Here is a 21,951-nt window from a genome sequence, read left to right as displayed (position 1 = left end):
GAGGGGAATAAATGTATACAACTTTTTTATTCGACTTAGATGGCACATTAACAGATCCAAAAGAAGGTATTGTAAACTCGGTCACATATGCGTTAAGAAAAATGGGGACAGATGAGCAAGATGATAAAAAATTACTATCTTTTATCGGCCCGCCAATTCAACATTCGTTTGCTAGCATATATAGAATGAATGAAAAACAAGTAGCAGAAGCAGTAACGTATTATCGTGAATATTTTCAAGATAAAGGAATGTTTGAGAATCAAATATATGAGCATATTCCTAGTGTTTTAAAAGATTTAAAGAATGCAAGGAAGCGTTTATTTGTGGCAACGTCTAAGCCAACTATATTTGCAAAACAAATTTTAGAGCACTTTCAACTTGCACATTATTTTGAAGAGATTGTCGGTAGTAATTTAGATGGTACGCGTATTGCAAAAACGGACATTATTCAGCATATTTTACATACATATCATGATTTAAAGAAAGAACATGTGGTTATGGTAGGCGATCGAGAGCACGATATAATTGGAGCGCAGCAAGTTGGAATTGATTCTATCGGAGTAATGTATGGATATGGTAGTAAAGAAGAATTAGTGGCAGCGGGAGCTACTCATATTATTGAAGATGTAGAACATATAAAGAGGTTTCATTATGTGTTAGAACAGTAATAGATTGATTAGATTTGTTTGGAAAGACAAGGTCGTCACCTTGTCTTTTTTTGTATAGAGATGTTGTAAAAAAATGACTATATTTGGGATTTAAAAGAGGGATTTTAGTTGCGAAGTGGAATTGTAAAGGTAGTTTGTTATGTAAATTGTTTTTTCTAGCATAGCTAGTTTAGGGATGAAAAAAGAAGGAGGGGGTATATTTGCAAGGAGTTTCAGAATTTCGAGTGCCTGAGACAGTCTTATATGGAACAAATGCATTAGAAAAACTAGGAGAAAGAGCTATTCAGTATGGTAAGAAAGCATTAATAATAAGCGATTCTATTATGAATGAGCTTGGTTATGTAGAAAGGTGTAAGAAAATGTTAGCATCACAAAAAATAGAAGTTGTGACTTTTATTGATGTGAATACTGAGCCGACAGATGAGCATGTAGTAAAAGCATTATCTGTTTGTAAAAAGAATGAATGCGATCTTGTTATAGGACTTGGCGGAGGAAGTTGTATTGATGTTGCAAAGACCGTTGCTGTTATCGCAACAAACGGAGGGAACATTGGGGAATACGCTGGTAATCAATATCCGATAACAAAGGTACCTCTATCTCTTATTGTTATTCCAACGACTGCTGGAACAGGATCTGAAGTTACGAGTGCAACTGTTATTACAAATACAAGCACAGATGTAAAAATGATGATTAAGCACCCAAGTTTTATACCTCAAGTAGCTATTGTGGACCCATTATTAACGATGTCTACTCCATCTCATGTAACAGCTGCAACAGGAATAGATGCGTTATGTCATGCGATAGAGGCATATATTTCTCGATTGTCACAACCTCTTACTGATATATTTGCACTTTCAGCAATTGAAAAGATTATGAAATATCTCCGTATTGCTTATGAAGATGGCCAAAATGTAGAAGCTAGAGAGCAGATGATGCTTGCCTCAATGGAAGCGGGAATTGCTTTTACAAATGCGTCTGTAACACTAGTTCATGGAATGTCCCGTCCTATCGGGGCAATGTTTCATGTTCCTCATGGTCTATCAAATGCGATGCTCCTTCCAGCAGTATTAGAGTTTACGAAAGATTATACAGTGAAACGTCTTTCTGATATTGGGCGTAAGATCAGACCTGATTTGAAAGCGTTATCAAATGAAGAGTTTGCAAATATTACTGTCAATGAAATAAAGCATCTTTGTACAGATTTACGTATTCCAAATATGAACGAGTATGGAATACATAAGGATGAATTTGAACTGGTTATAGCAAAGATGGCGAAGGATGCGCTTGCAAGTGGGAGTCCAAGTAACAATCCTCGTATTCCTTCGTATGAAGAAGTGATTGAATTATATCGAATTTGCTACGATTATAACTTTGTAGATCGCGAAGAAATTGTGTAAGAATAAAGTGAAACTTCCATCAATGGGGGCTTTATCTCTCACTGATGGTTAGTTGAACTAATCGGGCTTTTACGGACAGTTATCCCCCACCTATCTTCTTCGCTTTTCTTTGAATCTTGAGGTGGGGGTCTTACTGTCCGTTAATGCGGGATAAAATCAATTTATTTTAAACAAACTGAAAATTCTATAAAAATTTCCTTGGAAATTACAAAGGAGGAACGTATGGAATTAGTAATTATTTTATTAGCACTTAGTATGCTAATGTTTGTAGCATATCGCGGATTTTCTGTCATTTTATTTGCTCCGATTTGTGCTCTGTTTGCAGTTTTGTTAACAGAGCCGACTTATGTATTACCTTTTTTCTCAAATATTTTTATGGAGAAAATGGTTGGCTTTATTAAATTATATTTCCCTGTATTTTTACTAGGAGCGATTTTCGGAAAAGTAGTTGAAATGTCAGGAATCGCAGAATCTATCGCAAAGACAATTATCCAAATTGTTGGTGTGAAACGGACTATACTTGCAATTGTATTAATGGGAGCTATTTTAACATATAGTGGTGTCAGTGTATTTGTTGTGGCATTTGCTATATTTCCGTTTGCAGATAATTTGTTTCGTGAGGCAAATATTCCTAAACGTTTGATTCCTGGTACAATTGCGCTTGGGGTTCTTACCTTTACAATGGATGCACTTCCAGGAACACCGCAAATTCAAAATGTTATTCCGACAACCTTTTTCAAGACAGATATTTATGCCGGTCCTTTCTTAGGAATTACAGGAGCTATTTTTGTTTTCATAGTCGGTATGGTGTATTTGGAAAGACGCCGTCGTAAAGCAGAAGCGCAAGGCGAAGGGTATTATGGATTTAAAGATGGAAATGCTGAAATGGCAGCATCCATCGAAGCGGAACAAAACGTAAGACCGTCAATCCAAACGGTTGATATTACACCACTTCGTCAAGTGCTTGCCTTCGTTCCGCTTATTTTAGTAGGTGTGATGAACAAATTTTTTACAATTGCTATTCCAAAATGGTATCCAAATGGTTTTGATTTTGCATCTATTGGTTTAAAAAGTTTTGGGAAAGTAGAACTGTCTGGAGTACTTGGGGTGTGGTCAGTAGAATTAGCACTTGTAATTGGCATTGTAACAACAATTCTTTTAAATTGGAAGCGTGTATTTGTAGATTTTCAAACTGGGTTAAATGCAAGTATTGGCGGAGCATTACTAGCGGCAATGAATACAGGTGCAGAGTACGGATTTGGTGGCGTGATTGCAGCGCTCCCAGGATTTGGGGTAATTCGTGATAGTATTTCAACAACTTTTACGAATCCGCTTGTTAATGGAGCGGTTACGACAAATGTGCTTGCAGGTATAACAGGATCGGCTTCTGGGGGAATGGGAATTGCATTAAGTGCAATGTCTGATAAATATATTGCAGCTGCAGAGCAATTTGATATTCCATTAGAAGTTATGCATCGCATTATTGCGATGGCATCAGGAGGAATGGATACATTACCGCATAATGGAGCTGTTATTACATTACTTGCAGTAACGGGATTAACGCATAAACAATCGTATCGTGATATTTTTGCACTTACAATTATTAAAACTGTTGCGGTATTTGTTGTAATTGGCACGTATAGTTTAACAGGTCTTGTATAATATTCAGAAAGAAGAGAGAGTTAAGTGCTTTCTCTTCTTTTGTTTACATAATATTATTATGTAAACAAATGTATTATTCATGGAAAGTATTCAGAAAATATATTATAATGTAAGTGGTTACAAAAAGGGGGGGATACGATGTTTTCGTTACAACCGATCGCTTTTGTACATAATGAACGAATCAATATAGAAGATGATTTGTGGGGCGAAATAGAATCTATTATTGAATTGATAGAGCCATATACAGAAGAAAGTTTACAAGGGATTGAACAATTTTCACATATTGAAGTTATTTTTTATTTTGATAGAGTGACAGATGCTAACATTCAGTATACGGCAAGACATCCTCGTAATAATGAACAGTATCCGAAAATCGGTATTTTTGCACAGCGGGGGAAAAATCGTCCGAATAAATTAGGTGCTACGATTGTAAAAGTAGTACGAAGAGAAGGAAAACGATTAGTTGTACAAGGGTTAGATGCGATTGATGGTACCCCTATTTTAGATATGAAGCCAGTTATGAAAGAGTTTTTGCCAAGGGAAGAAATTAAACAACCGAACTGGGCAACGGATTTAATGAAGAACTATTGGAAAGGAAGCGAAGAGAAGTGAAAATATATCAAGCATCTATGGAAGACTTACAAGGAGTAGCATCATTATTTAATGAGTATCGTATGTTTTATAGACAAGATTCTAATATAGAAGAAGCAGAACAATTTTTACATGAACGTTTAGAGCAAAACGAATCAATTATTTTTGTAGCAGTAGAAGATGGGAAGTACGTAGGGTTTACGCAGCTATATCCTTCTTTTTCTTCCATTTCTATGAAAGAGTTGTGGATTTTAAATGATTTATTTGTGCAAAAAGATGTGAGAGGAGCTGGAATAGGGAAACAACTGCTAAAAGCAGCGGAGCAATTTGCATTGGAGACAGACGCAAAAGGGCTAAAACTTCAAACTGAGGTTGATAATGTAACAGCGCAGCGTTTATATGTAGAGAACGGTTATATAAGAGATAGTCGTTATTTTCATTATGAATTAAATTTGTAAAAATCCATATATGACTAGTGATACATAACCAAGCATAGGACGATTCAGTCTCATAACATATGAATATGTAGAGACAAGCATTTCATAGAGAAATCGTTTTAGTATTTTCATCGTTGAGGTATGCAAGGGCGAATAGAGTATTTAAACAGCAATGCCGTTTTAAATGGCATTGCTGTTTTTATTTTGATATAGGATGTGTAAAGAGCCAAGAAACAGCGTCCTCTAAATTTTCTGCAATATAATTAGCTTCCATGTTCGCCCATTTATGACGATATGTATGCAGGGCGTCGTATCCAGCACCTGTTTGTACTAAAATTGTTGTTGCGCCGACTTTTATACCTGCAACGATATCACCCCAGCGATCGCCGATTATAACACATTTTGTTAAGTCAAGATGATGTTTTTTCGCCGCTTGAAGAAGCATTCCTGTTTCCGGTTTACGACATAGGCAACCATCATTATGCCTGTGTGGACAAAGAAATATGTCGTCAAAACCGAATGCTGTTAATTCCTCAATAAAGTCTTCCTTTGTTGCTTTGCCATCAGCTATACCAGGTTGGTTTGTAAAAGAAAATAATTGTATATTTTGTTCTTTTAGCTTATCTAGAGTCACCTTAGTAAATGAAAATAACTGAAATTCCCCAGGATAATGAATCGTCGTATCACCGCCGATTGTACCGTCACGGTCGATGAAAATAGCTTCGATGCTTCGTTTATTTGTCATAGTATATACCCTTTCTCTTTGTTTGCTAGAAGTGTTTTAGGTTGAATAACAAAAAATTATTTTGAACTCAAAATATAAAATATTCTACTATTAGTATTGTTTTCCTGCATATAAAGTGAAACTTCCATCAGTGGGGGGCTTCATCCCCCACTGATGGTTAGTTGAACCAATCGGGCTTTTACAGGCAGTAAGATCCCCACCGATCTTCTTCGCTTTTCTCTGAATCTTGAGGTGGGGATCTTACTGCCCGTTAATGCGGGATGAATTGCATCTTTGTTACGTTTAAGCTTAAAAAGTATTTTCATTGAAAAATATGTTATTATTTTCATAGGAATTTTTTGTAATTTTATATAGAGAGAGGGATATCTTTGCTGCAAGTTAATATAAAATCGGCTGGATACGAAGCTGGAGAGCAAACGATACATAATATTGCTTTTTCAATTGAAAAAGGTGAGCTTGTTGCTTTAATTGGTGCAAACGGTGCAGGAAAGAGTACAACAATAAAATCGATTCTTGGATTATTAGCGCATATGGAAGGGGAAATTTCGTTTGGAAATAGAAAGAATCCGTATGCATATGTACCTGAACATCCGACGTATTATGATTACTTAACATTATGGGAACATATTGAATTATTGATGGCTGCCAAGGATGTTGAATTAGGAAGCTGGGAAGTACAGGCAGAAGAGTTGTTACGTACGTTTCGGATGGACAAGCATAAACATGAGTATCTATCGACGTTTTCAAAAGGAATGAAACAAAAGTCGATGCTTATTTTAGCTTTTTTAACAGAGCCAGACTTTTATATTATTGATGAGCCGTTTATTGGTTTGGATCCGACAGCAACTCGTGATTTTCTCAATTTTTTGTATAAAGAAAAGGAACGTGGTGCGGGCATTTTACTGTGCACACATGTGCTAGATACAGCAGAAAGAATATGTGAGCGTTTCTTATTAATTTCAGAAGGAACTTTATTTGCAAATGGAGATTTACATAGTATTCAAACACTTGCTAACATGCCAAAAGGCACATTGTTAGATTGTTTTGATGTGATTGTAAGGCGGGAACAACATGATTAGAAAACTATTTTATAAAAGGTTGTTTCATGAGGTAAAACGAAAGTGGAAAGCAGTACGCTCTGTTGTCGATTGGACCATCGCATTATACTTAATTGTTCCAGCACTTGTATTTAGCTGGATATATTATGCTTCACTTTGGAAGAATGGACCGACACCTGAAGATGTATTATATTTGTCTGTCGGATTTCTTGTGTTTTATGTAGCGACATTTTCAAGAAGTGTACGCTCATTTTTAGAACAAGCAGATAGTTTGTTTTTAATTCAATTTCCATATCATATAAAACAAATGATGAAATATGGTATGATCTATTCTTTTTTCCGTATTTGTTTCACGAGTGCACTTATAACCATACTGTTTCTACCAATCTTTTTGAAAAGCTTAAAGGGAACTGGCGTACAAGCTTTTTTCTGTTTTGTATTTTTGATTTGTTTTCGTTTCACACTTGTCCTGCTACAACGTTATATTGATGTTCGATTCCATAAGCAGTGGCAAGTGATGATCATAAAAAATATTCTCTTTTTTGTAGGGATTGTATATATAGGTATAACGTGTAGATACGTACTACAACAGTCTTTTTATACGTTTTTTTTCTTTTTGCTTCTCTTTATCATAAGTTTTTTCTTAGTAAAGGAAAAACTGCACTACCATCGCTTCTTCTTTAAAGAAATTGAAAAAGAAAAAGGAGAAGAAATGAGATGGACAAAGCAAATTATGACACTGGGAGGCCAAGTACAAAAACCTACAAACGCAGCGAAGCCGTGGTTATTTCCGCGCTCTAAACGTATATTAATAGGGAATAGCAATGATGCTAGAATCATTGAAGCTTTTTTAAAGGAATATTTTCGTTCGGGTGATGCTGGTGGTTTTTACATTCGTATCATTCTTGTTAGTGCAAGTTCGATTTGGCTTACACCATGGTGGGTTGCTGCAATCGTTATTTTGTTTGCGTTATTTGCAATATTTCGTTATTCAAGTGATATATGGAAAGTTTTCTCTGGAAAATTATTCTTACAGTTATATTGTTCAGAAGGGAAAAAACTATGGCTTTCACAGAGAGCGAAGGGATATTTATTTTTGCCAGCTTTATTTGTGTATGGAATTGTTACACTAGCGCAATTTTACGTCATGGTTGCTGGAATTTGTGCAGGAGTTGCGATCATAATAACAGTGTGGATTTTATTTATTCCACACAAAAGGGCAGTAAGACTTCCTCCCCAAGACTATGAGCAATTAAAGAAGCTAGGTGAGGGATAAATGTTTGTAAGAGCTAAATTAGCGTCATTTTATCATTAACAAAAAAGAGCTGTGTAGCTCTTTTTTTAATCCGTAATCGACACATACATAAAATAGATGAGAACACAAATGCTTATTGCTGAAAAGAGAAAATCAAGATTCAAAAGGAAAACCTCCTAGTAAAATCAAAGAATAATACTTATTGTATGAAATCTTACTATTCCATATTCAAATCATTACAAATAATATTAACGTTAATACATTTATAAAGTGCAAAAATTGGCATCATTTTGTATAATGGGAGAAACAGTTATAAAGTGAAACTTCCATCAGTGGGGGGGCCCTACTGCCCGTTAATGCGGGATAAAAACAGAAGCAAAGAAAGGGAGGGATGCAAAATGCCAAATTGGATGAAAAAGACACTCGTCGCGTTAATTACTGTATTTACATTTGGATTAGTAACACCTCCTTCTGCACTGCTTGATAATGCAAAAACGGACAAGCCTACAAAACAGCAAAATCTAGAGCGAACACCGTATACATTGGATGAAAAACAAAATGAGATAGGTTCAGAAGCATTTCTCTCTTATGCGATGGATGAAGCAGAGCGGCAATCAATGGAGAAATTTGGATCGAAAATTGGGCCAGTAATTGAAGATGAGTTTAAAGGTGTTGTATTGCCGAAAATAGAAGAAGCAATTGCAGAACTTGCAAACGATACACCAAAAGATTCATTACAGTCTTTAGCAATTTCACAAAAGCCAGCTGGTGGGCAACATGAAAAGATTTTTCATGTTTATGATACAAAAACAGGGGATGACTTACTGCGGTTTCACGTAAGACGAGATCATCCGCCGCAAGATGGTTATTATTTTAATTTTCATTATCATCGTTATGAGGATGATTTTATAGCGCACCATGAGCTTGGTGATATTTATTGGAATACGAATACACCGCCGAAATGGCTTTCATAGGAAAAAAAGAACAAGGGTATATACCTTGTTCTTTTTTTGTAGATAAAGAGAAAGTAAATAAAAGGTAATATCAATTTGAAAGAGAATTCATAAATATAAAGAATATAAAAGTAACGATAACAAGGAGCATTCGTAATGAATAAATATATTATTTTTGATTTTGATGGTACGTTAGTGGATTCTAAAGATATCTTTATTCCTATTTTCAATGAAATAGCAGAGAAACACCGTTTTAAACAGGTAAGAGAAGAGGATGTTGAAGCATTGCGGAAGTTATCAATTCCTGAGAGGTGTAAATTGCTTCACGTGCCTCTGTATAAAATCCCTATGATAGCATTAGAGTTTTATAAATTATATCAACCATCGATCTCAAATCTTACTTTGTTCGATGGAATAAGAGATGTTTTGCAGACGTTGAAAGAGAGCGGCTTTGAAATTGTCATTGTATCCTCGAACGCTGAGGAGCATATTCGGGAATTTTTACGTCATAATGAAATTGATTTTATTCATGATGTTTTTTGTTCTAATAATATTTTTGGAAAAGATAAAGTGATAAAGAAATTTTTAAAAGCAAATAAACTACAAAATTCCGATGTGATTTATGTTGGGGATGAGCTTCGTGACATTGTATCTTGTAAGAAAATTGGTGTAGAAGTGATTTGGGTAAGCTGGGGCTATGATGTAATAGAAACGGTACAGGCTGAATCTCCGAATTATATTGTGAATGTGCCAAAAGAAATTGTAACTGTCGTACATTCGAAGTAGAAGGTTGGTAGGAAAGGGAGCAAGGGGAGTATGCCGGAGAAAACGTTTGAACCAGGTATTCACCATATCGAATTTTGGGTCGCAAACTTAGAGAAATCTATTGAATTTTATCGTCAATTTTTTTCTATTATTGGCTGGAAACAACTAAATGAAACAGCTTTTAGTACAGGGAAAACAGAAATATATTTTAAAGAGATTGGTGCGGAACTTGTGCGAACGTTAGGCCCAAGGCATATTTGTTATCAGGCAATGAATCGGTCTGTAGTTGATGAAGTAGCACATTTCTTACATAATGTTCGTGCCACAATCATTCGCGGACCAATAGAAATGAAAGAGTATTCAGAAGGATATTATACAGTAGATTTTCATGATCCGAACGGTTACATATTAGAAGTTTTGTATGCACCGAATATGGAGATGTAAATCAAATGATTCAAGTTAGCAGCCTAAGCTGTAAAAAAGATCAATAGGATTGTTTTGCTATTCTTTCTATGTTGAGAAGGACAAAGAGCGCTGTACAAAAGTCAGCGCTCTTTATTTTTGGAATAAACCTTACTAGTGGAAATTCTATTTTTCAGTTTTTGTAAACAGAAGTGGTTTTGTGCTTAACGTTGCTGGTAGGTGCAGTTTAAGCTCGTTTAGTTCACCTGCTGTATTCATCTCATAAGAAATTAATATGTTCATTTCCATTTGGAAAACATTCCATTTCGTGCTGAACATATCATAGTGATGATGTTTCATTTCAATATCAAATGAGGCAAATTTTAAGTATAGAGTTTCATTGCGTTTGAGTATTTCTATTGTTCCGTATGCAGGATGTTCAAACGTTCCGATATAATCTTTTAATGGATGTGAAAGAACGGTTTCCTTTACTTGTGGTAGCGGCTTGTTCATTTCTTTCATTATTTCATTAAATTTAGCTGTATCTTCTATTGCACGTTTGTGCCAATTAATTGGCTCTAATCCAAGCAATTCATCATAAATTTGATGTGCAAGGTAAGATGGAAGTAACGTATGACCACAATTCGTTAATACGACAAGCCCAATATTATGTTCTGGCATAAAGGAGACAAGTGCGGAGAATCCATCGATATTCCCTCCATGATGGATTTCTTTATGTCCGCGATAGGCACTAATGAACCAGCCAAGACCGTAACTGTTTAATGGAGTTTCTGGCACAGCGAATATTGGTTCATCTGGAATTGGGATATGCGGTGTATACATTTGTTGGAGCATGTCCGGCATGATAAGTTCATGTTCACCAACTTTTCCTTTATTTAAATGAAGTAATACCCATTTTGCCATATCTTCTATATTAGAGTTCATACATCCAGCAGCACCAATTGTATCAATTTTGCAGAAAGGTACTTCTGTTATGTTCCCATCTTTCTCGATGTAAGGAAGTGCGTGATCATCTGATTTTTGTGAAGTGGTAACAGAGAAGTTCGTACGTTCCATCTGAAGCGGGTCTAAAATATGTTCTGTTACATATTGTTCCCATGTTTGATTTGTAATGTTTTCAGCAATATAACTAATCGTGGCATACATTAAGTTGTTATATAAAAATGCCGAGCGAAATGGTGCATCTAGTTCTAAGTGGCGAATTTTTTCAGCGATTTCTTGTCGAGTTAAAGAAGAGATATACCATAATGTATCATGACGACTGACACCGGTACGATGAGATGCTAGGTCACGAGCTGTAATTTGTGCGCTTGCTAGCGGATCATGAAGTGAAAAAGTTGGAATGTAAGTTTGCACAGGTGTATCCCAATTAAATTTTTGCTGTTGTGCGAGTAAACCTAAAGAAAGTGTACCAAATGCTTTTGTCGATGAACCAATTGCAAATAACGTTTTTGGGGTAACTGTTTTTTTATTTTTTGTATCACGGAACCCATAACCTTCTGAGAATACTACTTCTCCGTTTTTTACGATAGCAACTGCAGCTCCAGGAACGTTTAAATCTTTCATCATGTTTTTGATTGTCGTATGTAATTTACTTGTAAGAGGCATTTCAGTTTTTTGCATAGTAAAACCTCCACTCATATATTATTTACTGCCGCACTATAGTTTCTTGAAAAGGATAGGAAAACCCTTTTTCTTTTTATGAGGAAGATTGACAAAAGTATGTCAGATTTTAAAAGTGAAAAAATTTTTTAATACTAGGTTTCTGCGCGTGTATACTATATGAAAGAGTTTTTACTAAAAAGGCAGTGTGAAATTCAAAGGCATATGATAAACTCAAATAATGTTACATAAAGCAATTGTGAAAGAAGGTTACTTGATGAAACACGCAGAGTATGAATATTTAAATATGTGCCGTCACGTTATGGAAAACGGTACGAGAAAAGAAGATCGCACTGGTACAGGAACAGTATCTGTATTTGGGTATCAAATGCGCTTTGATTTAAGTCAAGGTTTTCCGTTACTTACGACAAAACGTGTGCCGTTTCGTTTAGTAGCGAGCGAACTTCTTTGGTTTATGAAAGGTGACACAAACATTCGTTACTTGTTGCAGCATAATAATAATATTTGGAATGAATGGGCGTTTAAAAATTGGGTTGAGAGCGATGCGTATACAGGTCCAGATATGACAGATTTTGGACTACGTTCACAGCAAGATGAAGACTTTAATAAGCAATACGAAGAGCAAATGGAATTGTTTAAAACAAAGGTGTTAGAAGATGATGAATTTGCGAAGCGTTACGGTAATTTAGGAGATGTGTACGGGAAACAGTGGCGTGCATGGAAAACGACTGCTGGAGAGACGCTTGATCAATTGCAAGATGTAATTGACATGATTAAGAAAAACCCAGATTCCCGTCGTTTAATCGTGTCTGCATGGAATCCGGAAGATGTACCAAGTATGGCACTACCACCTTGTCATACATTATTCCAATTTTATGTGGCAGATGGGAAATTATCTTGTCAGCTATATCAACGCAGCGGTGATATTTTCCTAGGTATTCCGTTTAATATAGCTAGTTATTCTTTATTAACACATTTAATTGCGCATGAGTGTGGATTAGAAGTGGGTGAGTTTGTTCATACAATTGGTGATGCACATATTTATACAAATCACTTTGAACAAGTAGAAAAACAATTAGCACGTGAACCACGTTCATTCCCAACGTTAAAGCTAAACCCAGATGTGAAATCTATTTTTGATTTTGAAATGAACGATCTTATGTTAGATGGATACGATCCACATCCAGCAATTAAAGCACCGGTAGCTGTGTAAGCGAAGATAGGAGGATACATATGATTTCATTACTTGTAGCAATGGATAAAAATCGTCTAATCGGTAAAGATAACCAATTACCTTGGCATCTTCCGGCAGATTTGGCATACTTTAAAAAAGTAACTATGGGCCATCCGATTATTATGGGAAGAAAAACGTTTGAATCAATTGGAAGACCTTTACCCGGCAGAACGAACATTATTTTAACTCGTAACAAAAATTATGAAATGGAAGGCTGTGAAGTTATCCATTCTATTGATGATGTACAGAAAATGGACGAGCAAATGAATGAAGAAATCTTTGTCATTGGCGGAGCAGAGATTTTTAAAGAAGTTCTTCCATTTGCAGATCGCTTATATATTACGAAAATTGAAGAAGTATTTGAAGGTGACACATTCTTTCCAGAAATTAATTACGATGAGTGGAAAGAAATATCTGTAGAACAAGGCGTGACAGATGAGAAAAATCCATATACGTATGCTTATCATGTGTATGGTAAATGAAAATAAAGCGGGAAAGAAGATTGGTGTATTACATACCAATCTTCTTTTGTTGTTGTCTTTTCTAAGTACACTCCACAATTTTGTATCCTCTCCTTTTTGTTTCTATACTAAGAAAACGAAAAATAAAAACAAATCCTTATATAAAAATTTTCTGAATGTTATAATGATAATATAAAGAACGACGCATATTGCGTCGGTTTTTTATTGGGTGAATTTTATAAAATTGGATTTTTATAGTATGATAGTATCGAAATATAAAGGAGGAGAAAATGTGAAAAAGATATGGGGAATGCTTTTTATTTTTTCAATGCTATTCATAGTAGGTTGCGGAAAAGAAGAGAAGCCAGAGCAAGCGATGGATACATATGTAAAAGCATGGAATGAGCAAAAGTTTGATGAAATGTATGAACAGTTATCGAAAGAGGCAAAGCAGTCGATTACAAAAGAAGATTTTGTAAAGAAATATGAAAACGTTTATACAGGAATTGCGGTGAAAAATTTAAAAGTAGAAGCAGTAACGAAAAAAGAAGACAAAAAAGATGAGAAAAACAATGCGAATGTACCTTTTAAAGTAAGCATGGATACAATCGGCGGGAAGATTACGTTTGAAAATGATGCAAAGCTTGTGAAAGAAAAGGATGGAGATAAGGATGTCTGGAAAGTTGATTGGAATCCATCATTTATTTTTCCAACTATGAAACAAGATGATAAAGTACTTGTTCAATCATTTTCGCCAAAGCGCGGTGAAATTTATGACAGGAATGGAAGCGGATTAGCAACAAATGGGAAAGCTTCAGAAGTTGGAGTTGTGCCTGGAAAATTAGGTGAATCAGCACAGCAAACAAAAGAAACATTAGCAAAATTATTACATATGCCGGTTGAAGATATCGAAAAGAAATTAACAGCAAAATGGGTACAACCAGGCTACTATGTTCCACTTTCTATTTTACCAGAGGATGCAAATGAAAATGATTACATATCTATGCCTGGTGTAGCGATACGTACAGTGAATGTTCGTACATATCCTTTAGGAGAAGCTGCGGCACATTTAACTGGCTACATGGGGAAAGTGAATGCAGAGGATTTAAAGAAATTAGCAGACAAAGGATATAAAGCCGATGATCCTATTGGAAGAACAGGTCTGGAAAGTGTTTTTGAAGATAAACTTCGCGGTGAAAAAGGCGGACGTGTTTATATTGCGGATGCGAAAGGAAAAGAATTAAAAGAACTTGCTAAAAAAGAAGCGAAAGATGGCGAAAATATTACACTAACGATTGATGGAGGTTTACAACAAAAAATTTATGCAGAAATGAAGGGCGAAGCGGGTTCAAGTGCAGCAGTGCATCCACAAACAGGAGAAACATTAGCTCTTGTAAGTAGTCCATCATACAATCCAAACGCTATGATAAGAGAGTCAGCAAAAGCAGAACGAGATGCTTGGAATAATGATCCGAAAAAGCCGATGACAAATCGGTTTACACAAGTATACGCACCCGGTTCTGTTTTTAAGCCAATTACAGGCGCCATTGGTCTAGAAACAAAAGTACTGAATCCAAAAGAATCTCTTAACATTGATGGTTTAAAGTGGGCAAAAGATTCTTCTTGGGGTAACTATTATGTAACGCGTGTCAAAGATGTAAATCCAGTTGATTTTGAAAAAGCAATGATGTATTCTGATAACATTTACTTTGCACAGGAAGCATTAAAAATTGGTAAAGATAAGTTTATAGAAGAAGCGAAGAAATTTGGGCTTGGTGAAAAGTTACCGATTGAATATGGATTTGCCACTTCGCAAATCGCAAAAGATGGTATAAAAAATGATATTCAACTTGCTGATACAGGGTATGGTCAAGGTGAAGTTTTAATGTCATCTCTTCACGTTGCATTATCTTATGCGCCAATTGTGAATGAGGGGAATATTCCATCTCCACACCTTTTAAAAGATGAAAAGCAGGTAAAAGCGTGGAAAGAAAACGTGGTATCAAAAGAGAACAGTGACATTTTGAAAAACGCTTTAATAAAAGTCGTAAATGACCCAGAAGGAACAGGTAAGATTGCAAAATTAGATAGCACTACGCTTGCTGGAAAAACAGGAACAGCGGAATTAAAAGAATCAAAAGAAGCGGATGGTAAAGAGTTAGGATGGTTTGTTGCATTTGATGCAAATTCTCCAAATATGGTTGTGGCAATGATGATTGAAGATGTAAAAGGTAGAGGTGGAAGTAGTATTCCGGCTGAGAAAGTCAAACATGTGTTTCAAAAGTAATGGACAAAGAGCTATCTCATTCATAAGTGAGGTAGCTCTTTTTTATCCCGCTATAGGCAGTCGGACCTCTACCTCAAGAAGCGAAGAAATATCTCTAATTGTTAATAGCTTTCCGTAATTCAGTGATGAATTTCTTTCACTGATGAAAGTCTCGCTCAATATGATTATTTACTTACGAAAAAAAAGTAACTATTTTTATTGACAGATAAAAATTAATTATATATTATTACTTATGTAAGATAAGTAATTTACTTTTTAATAATAATATCTTTAATTCAAGATATTAACGAAGAGAAAAAAGGGAGAGAAATCAATATGACAAAAGTACTATTTATTACAGCAAATCCAAATCCAGCAGAAGTATCATTTGGCATGGCAGTAGGAGAAGCATTTATTGAAGATTACAAACAAGCGAATCCACAAGATGACGTAGTAACAATTGATTTATTTCATACAAACGTACCTGTAATTGATAGTGAAGTGCTCTCTGCTTGGGGAAAACTTGGTGCAGGAGAAGGCTTCGAAACATTAAGCGAAAGTCAACAACAAAAAGTTGCAGCAATGAGTGGGAATTTAGAAACATTTATGCATGCAGATAAATACGTATTTGTAACACCAATGTGGAACTTAAGCTATCCACCAGTTGTAAAAGCATACTTAGATAACTTATCAATTGCAGGTAAAACATTTAAATATACTGAAAATGGTCCAGTTGGTTTATTAGAAGGCAAAAAAGCGCTTCATATCCAAGCAACAGGCGGCATTTACGCTGAAGGACCATACGCAGCAATGGATTTTGGCCGCAACCACTTAAAAGCGATGTTAAATTTCATGGGTGTAACGGATGTAGAATATATTGCAGTAGAAGGTATGAGTGCAAATCCTGCACAGGCACCTGAAATTAAAGAACAAGCAATTGAAAAAGCACGTGAATTAGCAAAACAATTCTAATCTATCATATTATAAAAAATGTCCAAGCGCTTGTCGTTTGGACATTTTTTCTTCTTTTTCCTTCGTTTGTCTAGTATAATGAAGTACGGAATTATAATATGTGGGGGTTCTATATGATTCAAACGTTTTTTAAAATTTTGTACTTAATTTTAATAGTAATTGGTATTACGCCAAGAATGTGGCGTATAAAACGAAAGTTACATACACTATCGCCGCAAGAAAAAGATCGTCTGGTATATAAAACAACAAATTGGTTTGGCAAGAAGATGGTTCATGTAGCTGGATCAACAGTACAAGTGAATGGACTTGAAAATGTACCACAAGATAAGCCAGTGCTAGTAGTAAGTAATCATCAAAGTGATATGGATATTCCTGTTTTACTAGGTTATTTAAATAAGCCAATTGGATTTGTTTCGAAAGCGGAAATTAAAAAATTTCCACTTGTATCAACATGGATGGAATTGATGAACTGTGTATTTATGAATCGCAAGGATCGCCGTCAATCTTTACAAGCTATTAAAGATGGAATTGAGCTGTTAAAGCAAGGACATTCTATCGTTATTTTTCCAGAAGGAACTCGTAGTAAGGGAAATGGAATGGGAGAATTTAAAGCTGGTAGTTTCCATCTTGCTGTAAAAGCAGGTGTAGCGATTTTACCAGTAACATTGGACGGAACTTATAAAATGTTTGAAGCAAACGGTAATCGAATGAAGCCGGCGCATGCAACAGTCACAATTTCGAAACCAATTACAGCAGAACAATATCAAAATATGGATATTAAAGAATTAACAAAATATACGCAAGATATTATTGCGGGTCAGTTAAAAAAATAAGTAGAAAAGGTCTCAGCTATAAAAGCTGAGACCTTTTTTCTTCCGCTATTTGAGGTCAGTAATATCCTCACCTCAAAATTCAGCAAAAGCAAAGAAGTTAGGTGGGGGGAAGAGAATCCCCCACTGATTAAAGTTTCACTTTATGCTACAGGTAATACATAGAATAACACGCAGAAAAACATCATCGCACTTCCGCCTAATACAAATACGTGCCAAATTGCATGATTGAATGGTAGCTTTTCCCATAAGAAGAAGATGGCGCCGACAGAGTATAAAATTCCACCAATTAATAATAATGAGAAGCCGCTACCTGTTAAGCTTTCATATAACGGCTGAATGGCAACAATGATGAGCCAGCCCATAATGACATAAAACAAAGTTGATAGTTTAATAAAACGACGTACAAAAAAGATTTTAAAGACGATTCCGGCGATTGCTAGTGTCCAAATGATTGCGAGTAATGTCCAGCCCAGTGGTCCGCGCAGTGTAACGAGTAGAAATGGTGTATATGTGCCAGCAATTAATAAATAGATGGCAGAATGATCTAAGATAGTAAATAACTTTTCTACTTTTGGGTGATGGATACTATGTAATAGCGTTGAACATAAATAAAGTAAAAACATGCTCACACCGTATATAGTAAACCCTACAATTGCCGATACTGTTCCGTACTTTGAGGCATGGATAATTAAAATAATTAACGCAGGGATACTTAAAATGGCGCCGATGCCATGTGTAATTGCATTTGCGATTTCTTCTTTAACAAACTGAGTCATTCGAGTCATCTTTTGAGTCATGTTTCGACTCCTTTCTTACATAGTAAAATGAGGAGTGCAGTTTCTTTCACCATATCATATACAAAAGGAATAGGAAATGAAAATTGTATAAAAATTATATTTTCAAATTTTTGTGACAAAAGGTAACGGATACATTGACGTTAACAAATTTTTCTGACAAAATAAAACCAAGGGATAGCAGAACCATTCAATCTACTTATAAGGGGGATGGAAATATGTTTTCAAATATTGGTTTTCCAGGCTTAATTTTAATTTTAGTAGCTGTACTTATTTTATTCGGTCCTAAAAAATTACCTGAAATTGGACGAGCTTTAGGGGAAACTTTAAAAGAGTTTAAAAAATCAACAAAAGAATTAACGGATGATGCTTTTCAAGATAAAGAACGTAAATAATATATGTATAATTTAGAAAAGATGTAAGGCGAGAATCTCTCTTGCATCTTTTTTATCGGATGAAAAAAGAGTGGTGAAAAAATGAACGATCGAGAAATGAGTATTATAGAGCATATTAGTGAACTGCGAAAGCGTTTAATTATTACCGTCCTATCATTTGTGTTTTTCTTAATTATAGGATTTGTATACACAAAAGATATTTATTTTTTCCTTGTGAAAGATTTAACAATGAAATTGACAGTTTTAGGTCCAAGTGATGTGTTATGGATTTTCTTTTCTATTGCTTCATTATTTGCAGTTGTTTGTACAATACCAATAGCTGCATTTCAGTTATGGTTATTTGTAAAACCTGGTTTGCATCCACGAGAACAAAAAATGACTTTAATGTACATTCCTGTGTTATTTATATTATTTATTGCAGGGCTATGTTTCGGATATTTTATTGTGATGCCGTTTTTACTTCACTTTTTAACGCAGATTGGAAATGAGATGTTTAATACGATGTTTACAACCGAGAAATATTTTTATTTCGTATTAAATTTAACGGTACCATTTGCAGTTATATTTGAATTACCTATTGTTGTTATGTTTTTAACAAGTATAGGTTTTTTAACGCCATACTTCCTACAACAGATAAGGAGATATGCATATGTCATATTAATTATTATAGCATCATGTATATCGCCACCTGATTTTTTATCCCATAGTATGGTAGCGGTGCCTCTTATATGTATATATGAAATTAGTATCGCTCTGTCGAAAATTGTGTATAAGCGTAAACGAAGTCGTGAAAATGATTTTGAATCGAAAAGTGCCTCTTTATGACGGGCACTTTTTTTATTTTTTTGTTATACTATTAATGTAAGCGTATACAATATAAAGAAGAAAAAAATTAATGCTTCTCCAAAATTTAGACAAACTTTTTGTCTTTGTCGGTTTATACTAACATTATAAATCCAAAAAAAAGAGGATTGATATCGTGATTATGAAGAGTTTTTATTTTACTCATCCAACAGGAAAATGCGTAAAGGTGGTCGAAATCCCTGTGCTACAAACACAGCACCCATTAGCGTTTCAAATTCAGTCGCGTCTTCAGCTCTTTATCTCCAAAATTCAAAAACAAAAACAACCAAGGTTTTCGTACTCATTTCGAGAATATTTGCGAAGTTGCTTAAAATGGAATGATTATTCAAATGTATATGAAACAAACACGTTAGAAAAAAATGCATAGAAAAATTCGAGACAGAGTAAATGCGCTCTGTCGTTTTCTTTTTAGTCATAAAAAGTGAGGATTTTGTCGGAAAATTATCTCAAACTGTTGAAAGCAATGGGAATACTAGTATAATAACAGGGAGAGCGTAGTGGAAAGGGAAGAAGTAAAATATGCAAAAAATTAAAATTGTCACAGACTCAACGGCGGATTTATCACCAGATGTGATTGAAAAATATGATATTCATGTTATCCCATTATCAATTTCTGTGAACGGACAAACTTATTTAGATCGTATAGATTTACAACCAGATGAGTTTATTGAAGAAATGGAAAAATCGGAAGAATTGCCAAAAACATCTCAACCAGCGGTTGGTTCATTTGTAGAAATGTATGATCGTTTAGGAGAGGACGGCAGCCAAGTTCTTTCGATTCACTTAACAAATGGCCTAAGTGGATCAGTTGCAACAGCAAATAGTGCAACGACGATGACAGATACAAAAGTAACAGTAATTGACTCTTTATTTATTAGTCATGCCTTAGCTTATCAAGTAATTGAAGCAGCAAAAATGGCGCAAGAAGGTCGTTCTTTAGAAGATATTTTAAAACGTGTTGAAGAAGTTAGAAAAAACACACGCCTATTTGTTGTCGTTGATACATTAGAAAACCTTGTAAAAGGTGGTCGTATTGGTAAAGGAAAAGCAATGATTGGATCTTTATTAAATATTAAGCCGATTGCTAGTGTTGAAGACGGAGTCTACAATCCGATTACTAAGGTACGTAGCCAAGGACAAATTGTAAAAACATTAGCGAAAATATTTGAAGAGGATGTAGCTGGTAAAACAGTAAAAGCAGTGGCTATTCCTCACGCGAAAGCACTACCGTTAGCGCAAAAAATGAAAGAAGCAGTTGAAAAAATTAGTGGATTTACACAATCAGAGATTTTCTTCACAACACCTATTATTAGTACACATACAGGCGTTGGAGCAATTGGATTTTCTTATTTTGCAGAATAGAAAAAAGCTACTTGATCACATTCAAGTAGCTTTTTTAGTATAGTGCAAAAGAAATAATACGCACGATACGAATGCTCATACTATTATGTTCTGATTTTGTAAATGAGTTATACATGCGTATTTTCTTTTTTTATTTTTTCTTCTTGTATGGAAGGCGAAGTAGCTATATACGTTTGCCCAAGAAATAAAATGTGCAATTGTTCCCATGGGAGCATTCGTAAATTCCAATTGTTGCGAAGTCTTGTAATCGCCTCCTTTGGTGTTTCATCTGCGAGCGGAAATGCACCGTAATGCATGGGGATAAAATGTTTTGCTTTTATATCTAAAAATGCTTGCACCGCTTCTTCTGGAGAAATATGCGATATTTTCATAAACCATTCGGGTTCATAGGCTCCAATTGGCATGAGGGCAATATCAATTGTAAAGCGTTCTCCAATTTCTTTAAAACCCCGAAAGTATCCACTATCGCCGCAAAAATAAATGGTTTCTTCTGTTGTTTTGTTTTCAATGACCCATCCTCCCCAATGTGAGGAGTTCATATCAAATAATGATCTTCTCGTCCAATGCTGAGCTGGGACTAAGTGAAAATGTATATTATCAATTACTGTATGTTCCCACCAGTTATATTCTTCAACATGGAAAAATTTCTTTCGTAAAAATAACTTTTTTAAACCACCTGGTACCAAATATAGTACATCCGATTTTAGTTGACGAAGCGTGGGGAAATCAAGGTGATCGTAGTGACCGTGAGAAATAAGTACTACATCAATGGGCGGAAGCTCTTCAAGCGTCAGTCCAGGATCTGTAAGCCGTGGTACAATTTTAACTTTTTTAGACCATACAGGATCGGTTAAAATATTAAGTCCATTCATTTGAATAAGAAATGTCGAGTGGCCAATCCATGTAACGGTTGTTTTATGTGTATTCGCACGTAAAAATGTAGCTTGTTTTACAGGCGATTGTTCTATAACGAAAGTGGAGTCTTTTTTCTTTTGTTTACGTTCTTTTCTCCACCGTAAAAATTCCCTTATTGGCTTTTTGGTACTAATATTATCCATGTTCTCATAACGCTTTCCACACATGAGCATCACCTCATATAAAATCTATTTAGTTCTATTGTATCGAAATGTTGTAAAGGAAAGAAGTAAATGAAATTGACTAATTATTAAAAAAGTGTAAAATTACAACGAGGT

The 21,951-nt window shown here is 35.1% G+C and carries 23 protein-coding genes; 19 read left to right on the top strand and 4 right to left on the bottom strand.

Features of this window, described 5'->3' with window-relative positions:
• Positions 1 to 11 precede the first annotated feature (11 nt).
• From ACTDJC_RS12895 to ACTDJC_RS12875, 5 genes are all read left to right on the top strand, one after another.
• Positions 12 to 668: an HAD family hydrolase gene (locus ACTDJC_RS12895; RefSeq protein WP_440603617.1), complete on the top strand. Its 657-nt coding sequence runs from the start codon at positions 12 to 14 to the stop codon at positions 666 to 668.
• Between the two features lie 200 nt (positions 669 to 868).
• On the top strand, positions 869 to 2,065 hold the full coding sequence (locus ACTDJC_RS12890) for an iron-containing alcohol dehydrogenase (protein ID WP_098311079.1): 1,197 nt from the start codon (positions 869 to 871) through the stop codon (positions 2,063 to 2,065).
• A 222-nt stretch (positions 2,066 to 2,287) separates the two neighbouring features.
• Positions 2,288 to 3,727 (top strand): GntP family permease, encoded by a 1,440-nt coding sequence (locus ACTDJC_RS12885; RefSeq protein WP_098311078.1) that lies wholly within the window; start codon positions 2,288 to 2,290, stop codon positions 3,725 to 3,727.
• A 138-nt stretch (positions 3,728 to 3,865) separates the two neighbouring features.
• Positions 3,866 to 4,339, top strand: a complete 474-nt coding sequence (gene tsaA / locus ACTDJC_RS12880; protein ID WP_098311077.1) for a tRNA (N6-threonylcarbamoyladenosine(37)-N6)-methyltransferase TrmO — start codon at positions 3,866 to 3,868, stop codon at positions 4,337 to 4,339.
• Positions 4,336 to 4,776: a GNAT family N-acetyltransferase gene (locus tag ACTDJC_RS12875; RefSeq protein WP_253629387.1), complete on the top strand. Its 441-nt coding sequence runs from the start codon at positions 4,336 to 4,338 to the stop codon at positions 4,774 to 4,776. The genes tsaA and ACTDJC_RS12875 overlap by 4 nt, the downstream gene beginning before the upstream one ends.
• A 178-nt stretch (positions 4,777 to 4,954) precedes the next feature.
• Here the strand turns inward: ACTDJC_RS12875 and ACTDJC_RS12870 are convergent, their stop codons facing one another.
• Positions 4,955 to 5,500, bottom strand: coding sequence for an HAD-IIIA family hydrolase (locus ACTDJC_RS12870; protein ID WP_440603616.1), 546 nt, complete (start codon positions 5,498 to 5,500; stop codon positions 4,955 to 4,957).
• A gap of 368 nt (positions 5,501 to 5,868) precedes the next feature.
• Between ACTDJC_RS12870 and ACTDJC_RS12865 the strand changes: the two genes are divergently transcribed.
• From ACTDJC_RS12865 to ACTDJC_RS12845, 5 genes are all read left to right on the top strand, one after another.
• Complete coding sequence (locus tag ACTDJC_RS12865) at positions 5,869 to 6,579, top strand: ABC transporter ATP-binding protein (protein ID WP_440603615.1); 711 nt, start codon at positions 5,869 to 5,871, stop codon at positions 6,577 to 6,579.
• Complete coding sequence (locus tag ACTDJC_RS12860; RefSeq protein ID WP_440603614.1) at positions 6,572 to 7,834, top strand: ABC transporter permease; 1,263 nt, start codon at positions 6,572 to 6,574, stop codon at positions 7,832 to 7,834. The genes ACTDJC_RS12865 and ACTDJC_RS12860 overlap by 8 nt, the downstream gene beginning before the upstream one ends.
• Positions 7,835 to 8,211: 377 nt before the next feature.
• Positions 8,212 to 8,787, top strand: a complete 576-nt coding sequence (locus ACTDJC_RS12855; RefSeq protein ID WP_440603613.1) for a YpjP family protein — start codon at positions 8,212 to 8,214, stop codon at positions 8,785 to 8,787.
• 135 nt (positions 8,788 to 8,922) lie between these two features.
• Positions 8,923 to 9,552, top strand: coding sequence for an HAD-IB family phosphatase (locus ACTDJC_RS12850; RefSeq protein ID WP_440603612.1), 630 nt, complete (start codon positions 8,923 to 8,925; stop codon positions 9,550 to 9,552).
• Between the two features lie 30 nt (positions 9,553 to 9,582).
• Positions 9,583 to 9,975: a VOC family protein gene (locus tag ACTDJC_RS12845; protein ID WP_440603611.1), complete on the top strand. Its 393-nt coding sequence runs from the start codon at positions 9,583 to 9,585 to the stop codon at positions 9,973 to 9,975.
• Between the two features lie 144 nt (positions 9,976 to 10,119).
• Here ACTDJC_RS12845 and ACTDJC_RS12840 read toward each other — a convergent pair whose 3' ends face one another.
• Positions 10,120 to 11,577, bottom strand: coding sequence for a serine hydrolase (locus tag ACTDJC_RS12840; RefSeq protein WP_440603610.1), 1,458 nt, complete (start codon positions 11,575 to 11,577; stop codon positions 10,120 to 10,122).
• Between the two features lie 256 nt (positions 11,578 to 11,833).
• On the opposite strand from ACTDJC_RS12840, the gene ACTDJC_RS12835 reads away from it, so the two are divergent.
• From ACTDJC_RS12835 to ACTDJC_RS12815, 5 genes are all read left to right on the top strand, one after another.
• Positions 11,834 to 12,790, top strand: a complete 957-nt coding sequence (locus ACTDJC_RS12835; RefSeq protein ID WP_440603609.1) for a thymidylate synthase — start codon at positions 11,834 to 11,836, stop codon at positions 12,788 to 12,790.
• A 20-nt stretch (positions 12,791 to 12,810) separates the two neighbouring features.
• Positions 12,811 to 13,293: a dihydrofolate reductase gene (locus tag ACTDJC_RS12830; protein ID WP_429709909.1), complete on the top strand. Its 483-nt coding sequence runs from the start codon at positions 12,811 to 12,813 to the stop codon at positions 13,291 to 13,293.
• A 271-nt stretch (positions 13,294 to 13,564) separates the two neighbouring features.
• Complete coding sequence (locus ACTDJC_RS12825) at positions 13,565 to 15,559, top strand: penicillin-binding transpeptidase domain-containing protein (protein WP_440603608.1); 1,995 nt, start codon at positions 13,565 to 13,567, stop codon at positions 15,557 to 15,559.
• A gap of 315 nt (positions 15,560 to 15,874) precedes the next feature.
• Positions 15,875 to 16,510: an FMN-dependent NADH-azoreductase gene (locus ACTDJC_RS12820; protein ID WP_440603607.1), complete on the top strand. Its 636-nt coding sequence runs from the start codon at positions 15,875 to 15,877 to the stop codon at positions 16,508 to 16,510.
• A gap of 113 nt (positions 16,511 to 16,623) precedes the next feature.
• Positions 16,624 to 17,343, top strand: a complete 720-nt coding sequence (locus ACTDJC_RS12815; protein WP_253629399.1) for a lysophospholipid acyltransferase family protein — start codon at positions 16,624 to 16,626, stop codon at positions 17,341 to 17,343.
• A 140-nt stretch (positions 17,344 to 17,483) separates the two neighbouring features.
• On the opposite strand, the gene trhA is transcribed toward ACTDJC_RS12815, so the two are convergent.
• Positions 17,484 to 18,140 carry a PAQR family membrane homeostasis protein TrhA gene (trhA, locus tag ACTDJC_RS12810; protein WP_440603606.1) on the bottom strand — a complete coding sequence of 219 codons (657 nt, stop codon included), beginning with the start codon at positions 18,138 to 18,140 and terminating at the stop codon, positions 17,484 to 17,486.
• Positions 18,141 to 18,355: 215 nt separating this feature from the next.
• Here trhA and ACTDJC_RS12805 point away from each other — a divergent pair, with 215 nt between their 5' ends.
• The 4 genes from ACTDJC_RS12805 to ACTDJC_RS12790 all read left to right on the top strand — a co-directional run bounded on the left by ACTDJC_RS12805 (position 18,356) and on the right by ACTDJC_RS12790 (position 20,758).
• Positions 18,356 to 18,532: a twin-arginine translocase TatA/TatE family subunit gene (locus ACTDJC_RS12805; RefSeq protein WP_098307191.1), complete on the top strand. Its 177-nt coding sequence runs from the start codon at positions 18,356 to 18,358 to the stop codon at positions 18,530 to 18,532.
• Between the two features lie 81 nt (positions 18,533 to 18,613).
• A complete protein-coding gene (gene tatC, locus ACTDJC_RS12800) occupies positions 18,614 to 19,357 on the top strand; it encodes a twin-arginine translocase subunit TatC (protein ID WP_440603605.1) in 744 nt (247 codons plus the stop codon).
• 154 nt (positions 19,358 to 19,511) lie between these two features.
• Positions 19,512 to 19,763: a DUF2535 family protein gene (locus tag ACTDJC_RS12795; RefSeq protein ID WP_141524979.1), complete on the top strand. Its 252-nt coding sequence runs from the start codon at positions 19,512 to 19,514 to the stop codon at positions 19,761 to 19,763.
• Between the two features lie 152 nt (positions 19,764 to 19,915).
• Positions 19,916 to 20,758, top strand: a complete 843-nt coding sequence (locus ACTDJC_RS12790) for a DegV family protein (protein WP_440603604.1) — start codon at positions 19,916 to 19,918, stop codon at positions 20,756 to 20,758.
• 107 nt (positions 20,759 to 20,865) lie between these two features.
• On the opposite strand, the gene ACTDJC_RS12785 is transcribed toward ACTDJC_RS12790, so the two are convergent.
• The gene (locus ACTDJC_RS12785) at positions 20,866 to 21,840 is read right to left on the bottom strand and encodes an MBL fold metallo-hydrolase (protein WP_440603603.1); all 975 of its coding nucleotides are present in this window, start codon (positions 21,838 to 21,840) and stop codon (positions 20,866 to 20,868) included.
• Positions 21,841 to 21,951 lie beyond the last annotated feature (111 nt).

This window comes from Bacillus sp. GB_SG_008 (assembly GCF_052038115.1).
GTDB lineage: Bacteria > Bacillota > Bacilli > Bacillales > Bacillaceae_G > Bacillus_A > Bacillus_A rhizoplanae.
This window is presented reverse-complemented; position numbering and strand designations above follow the sequence as displayed.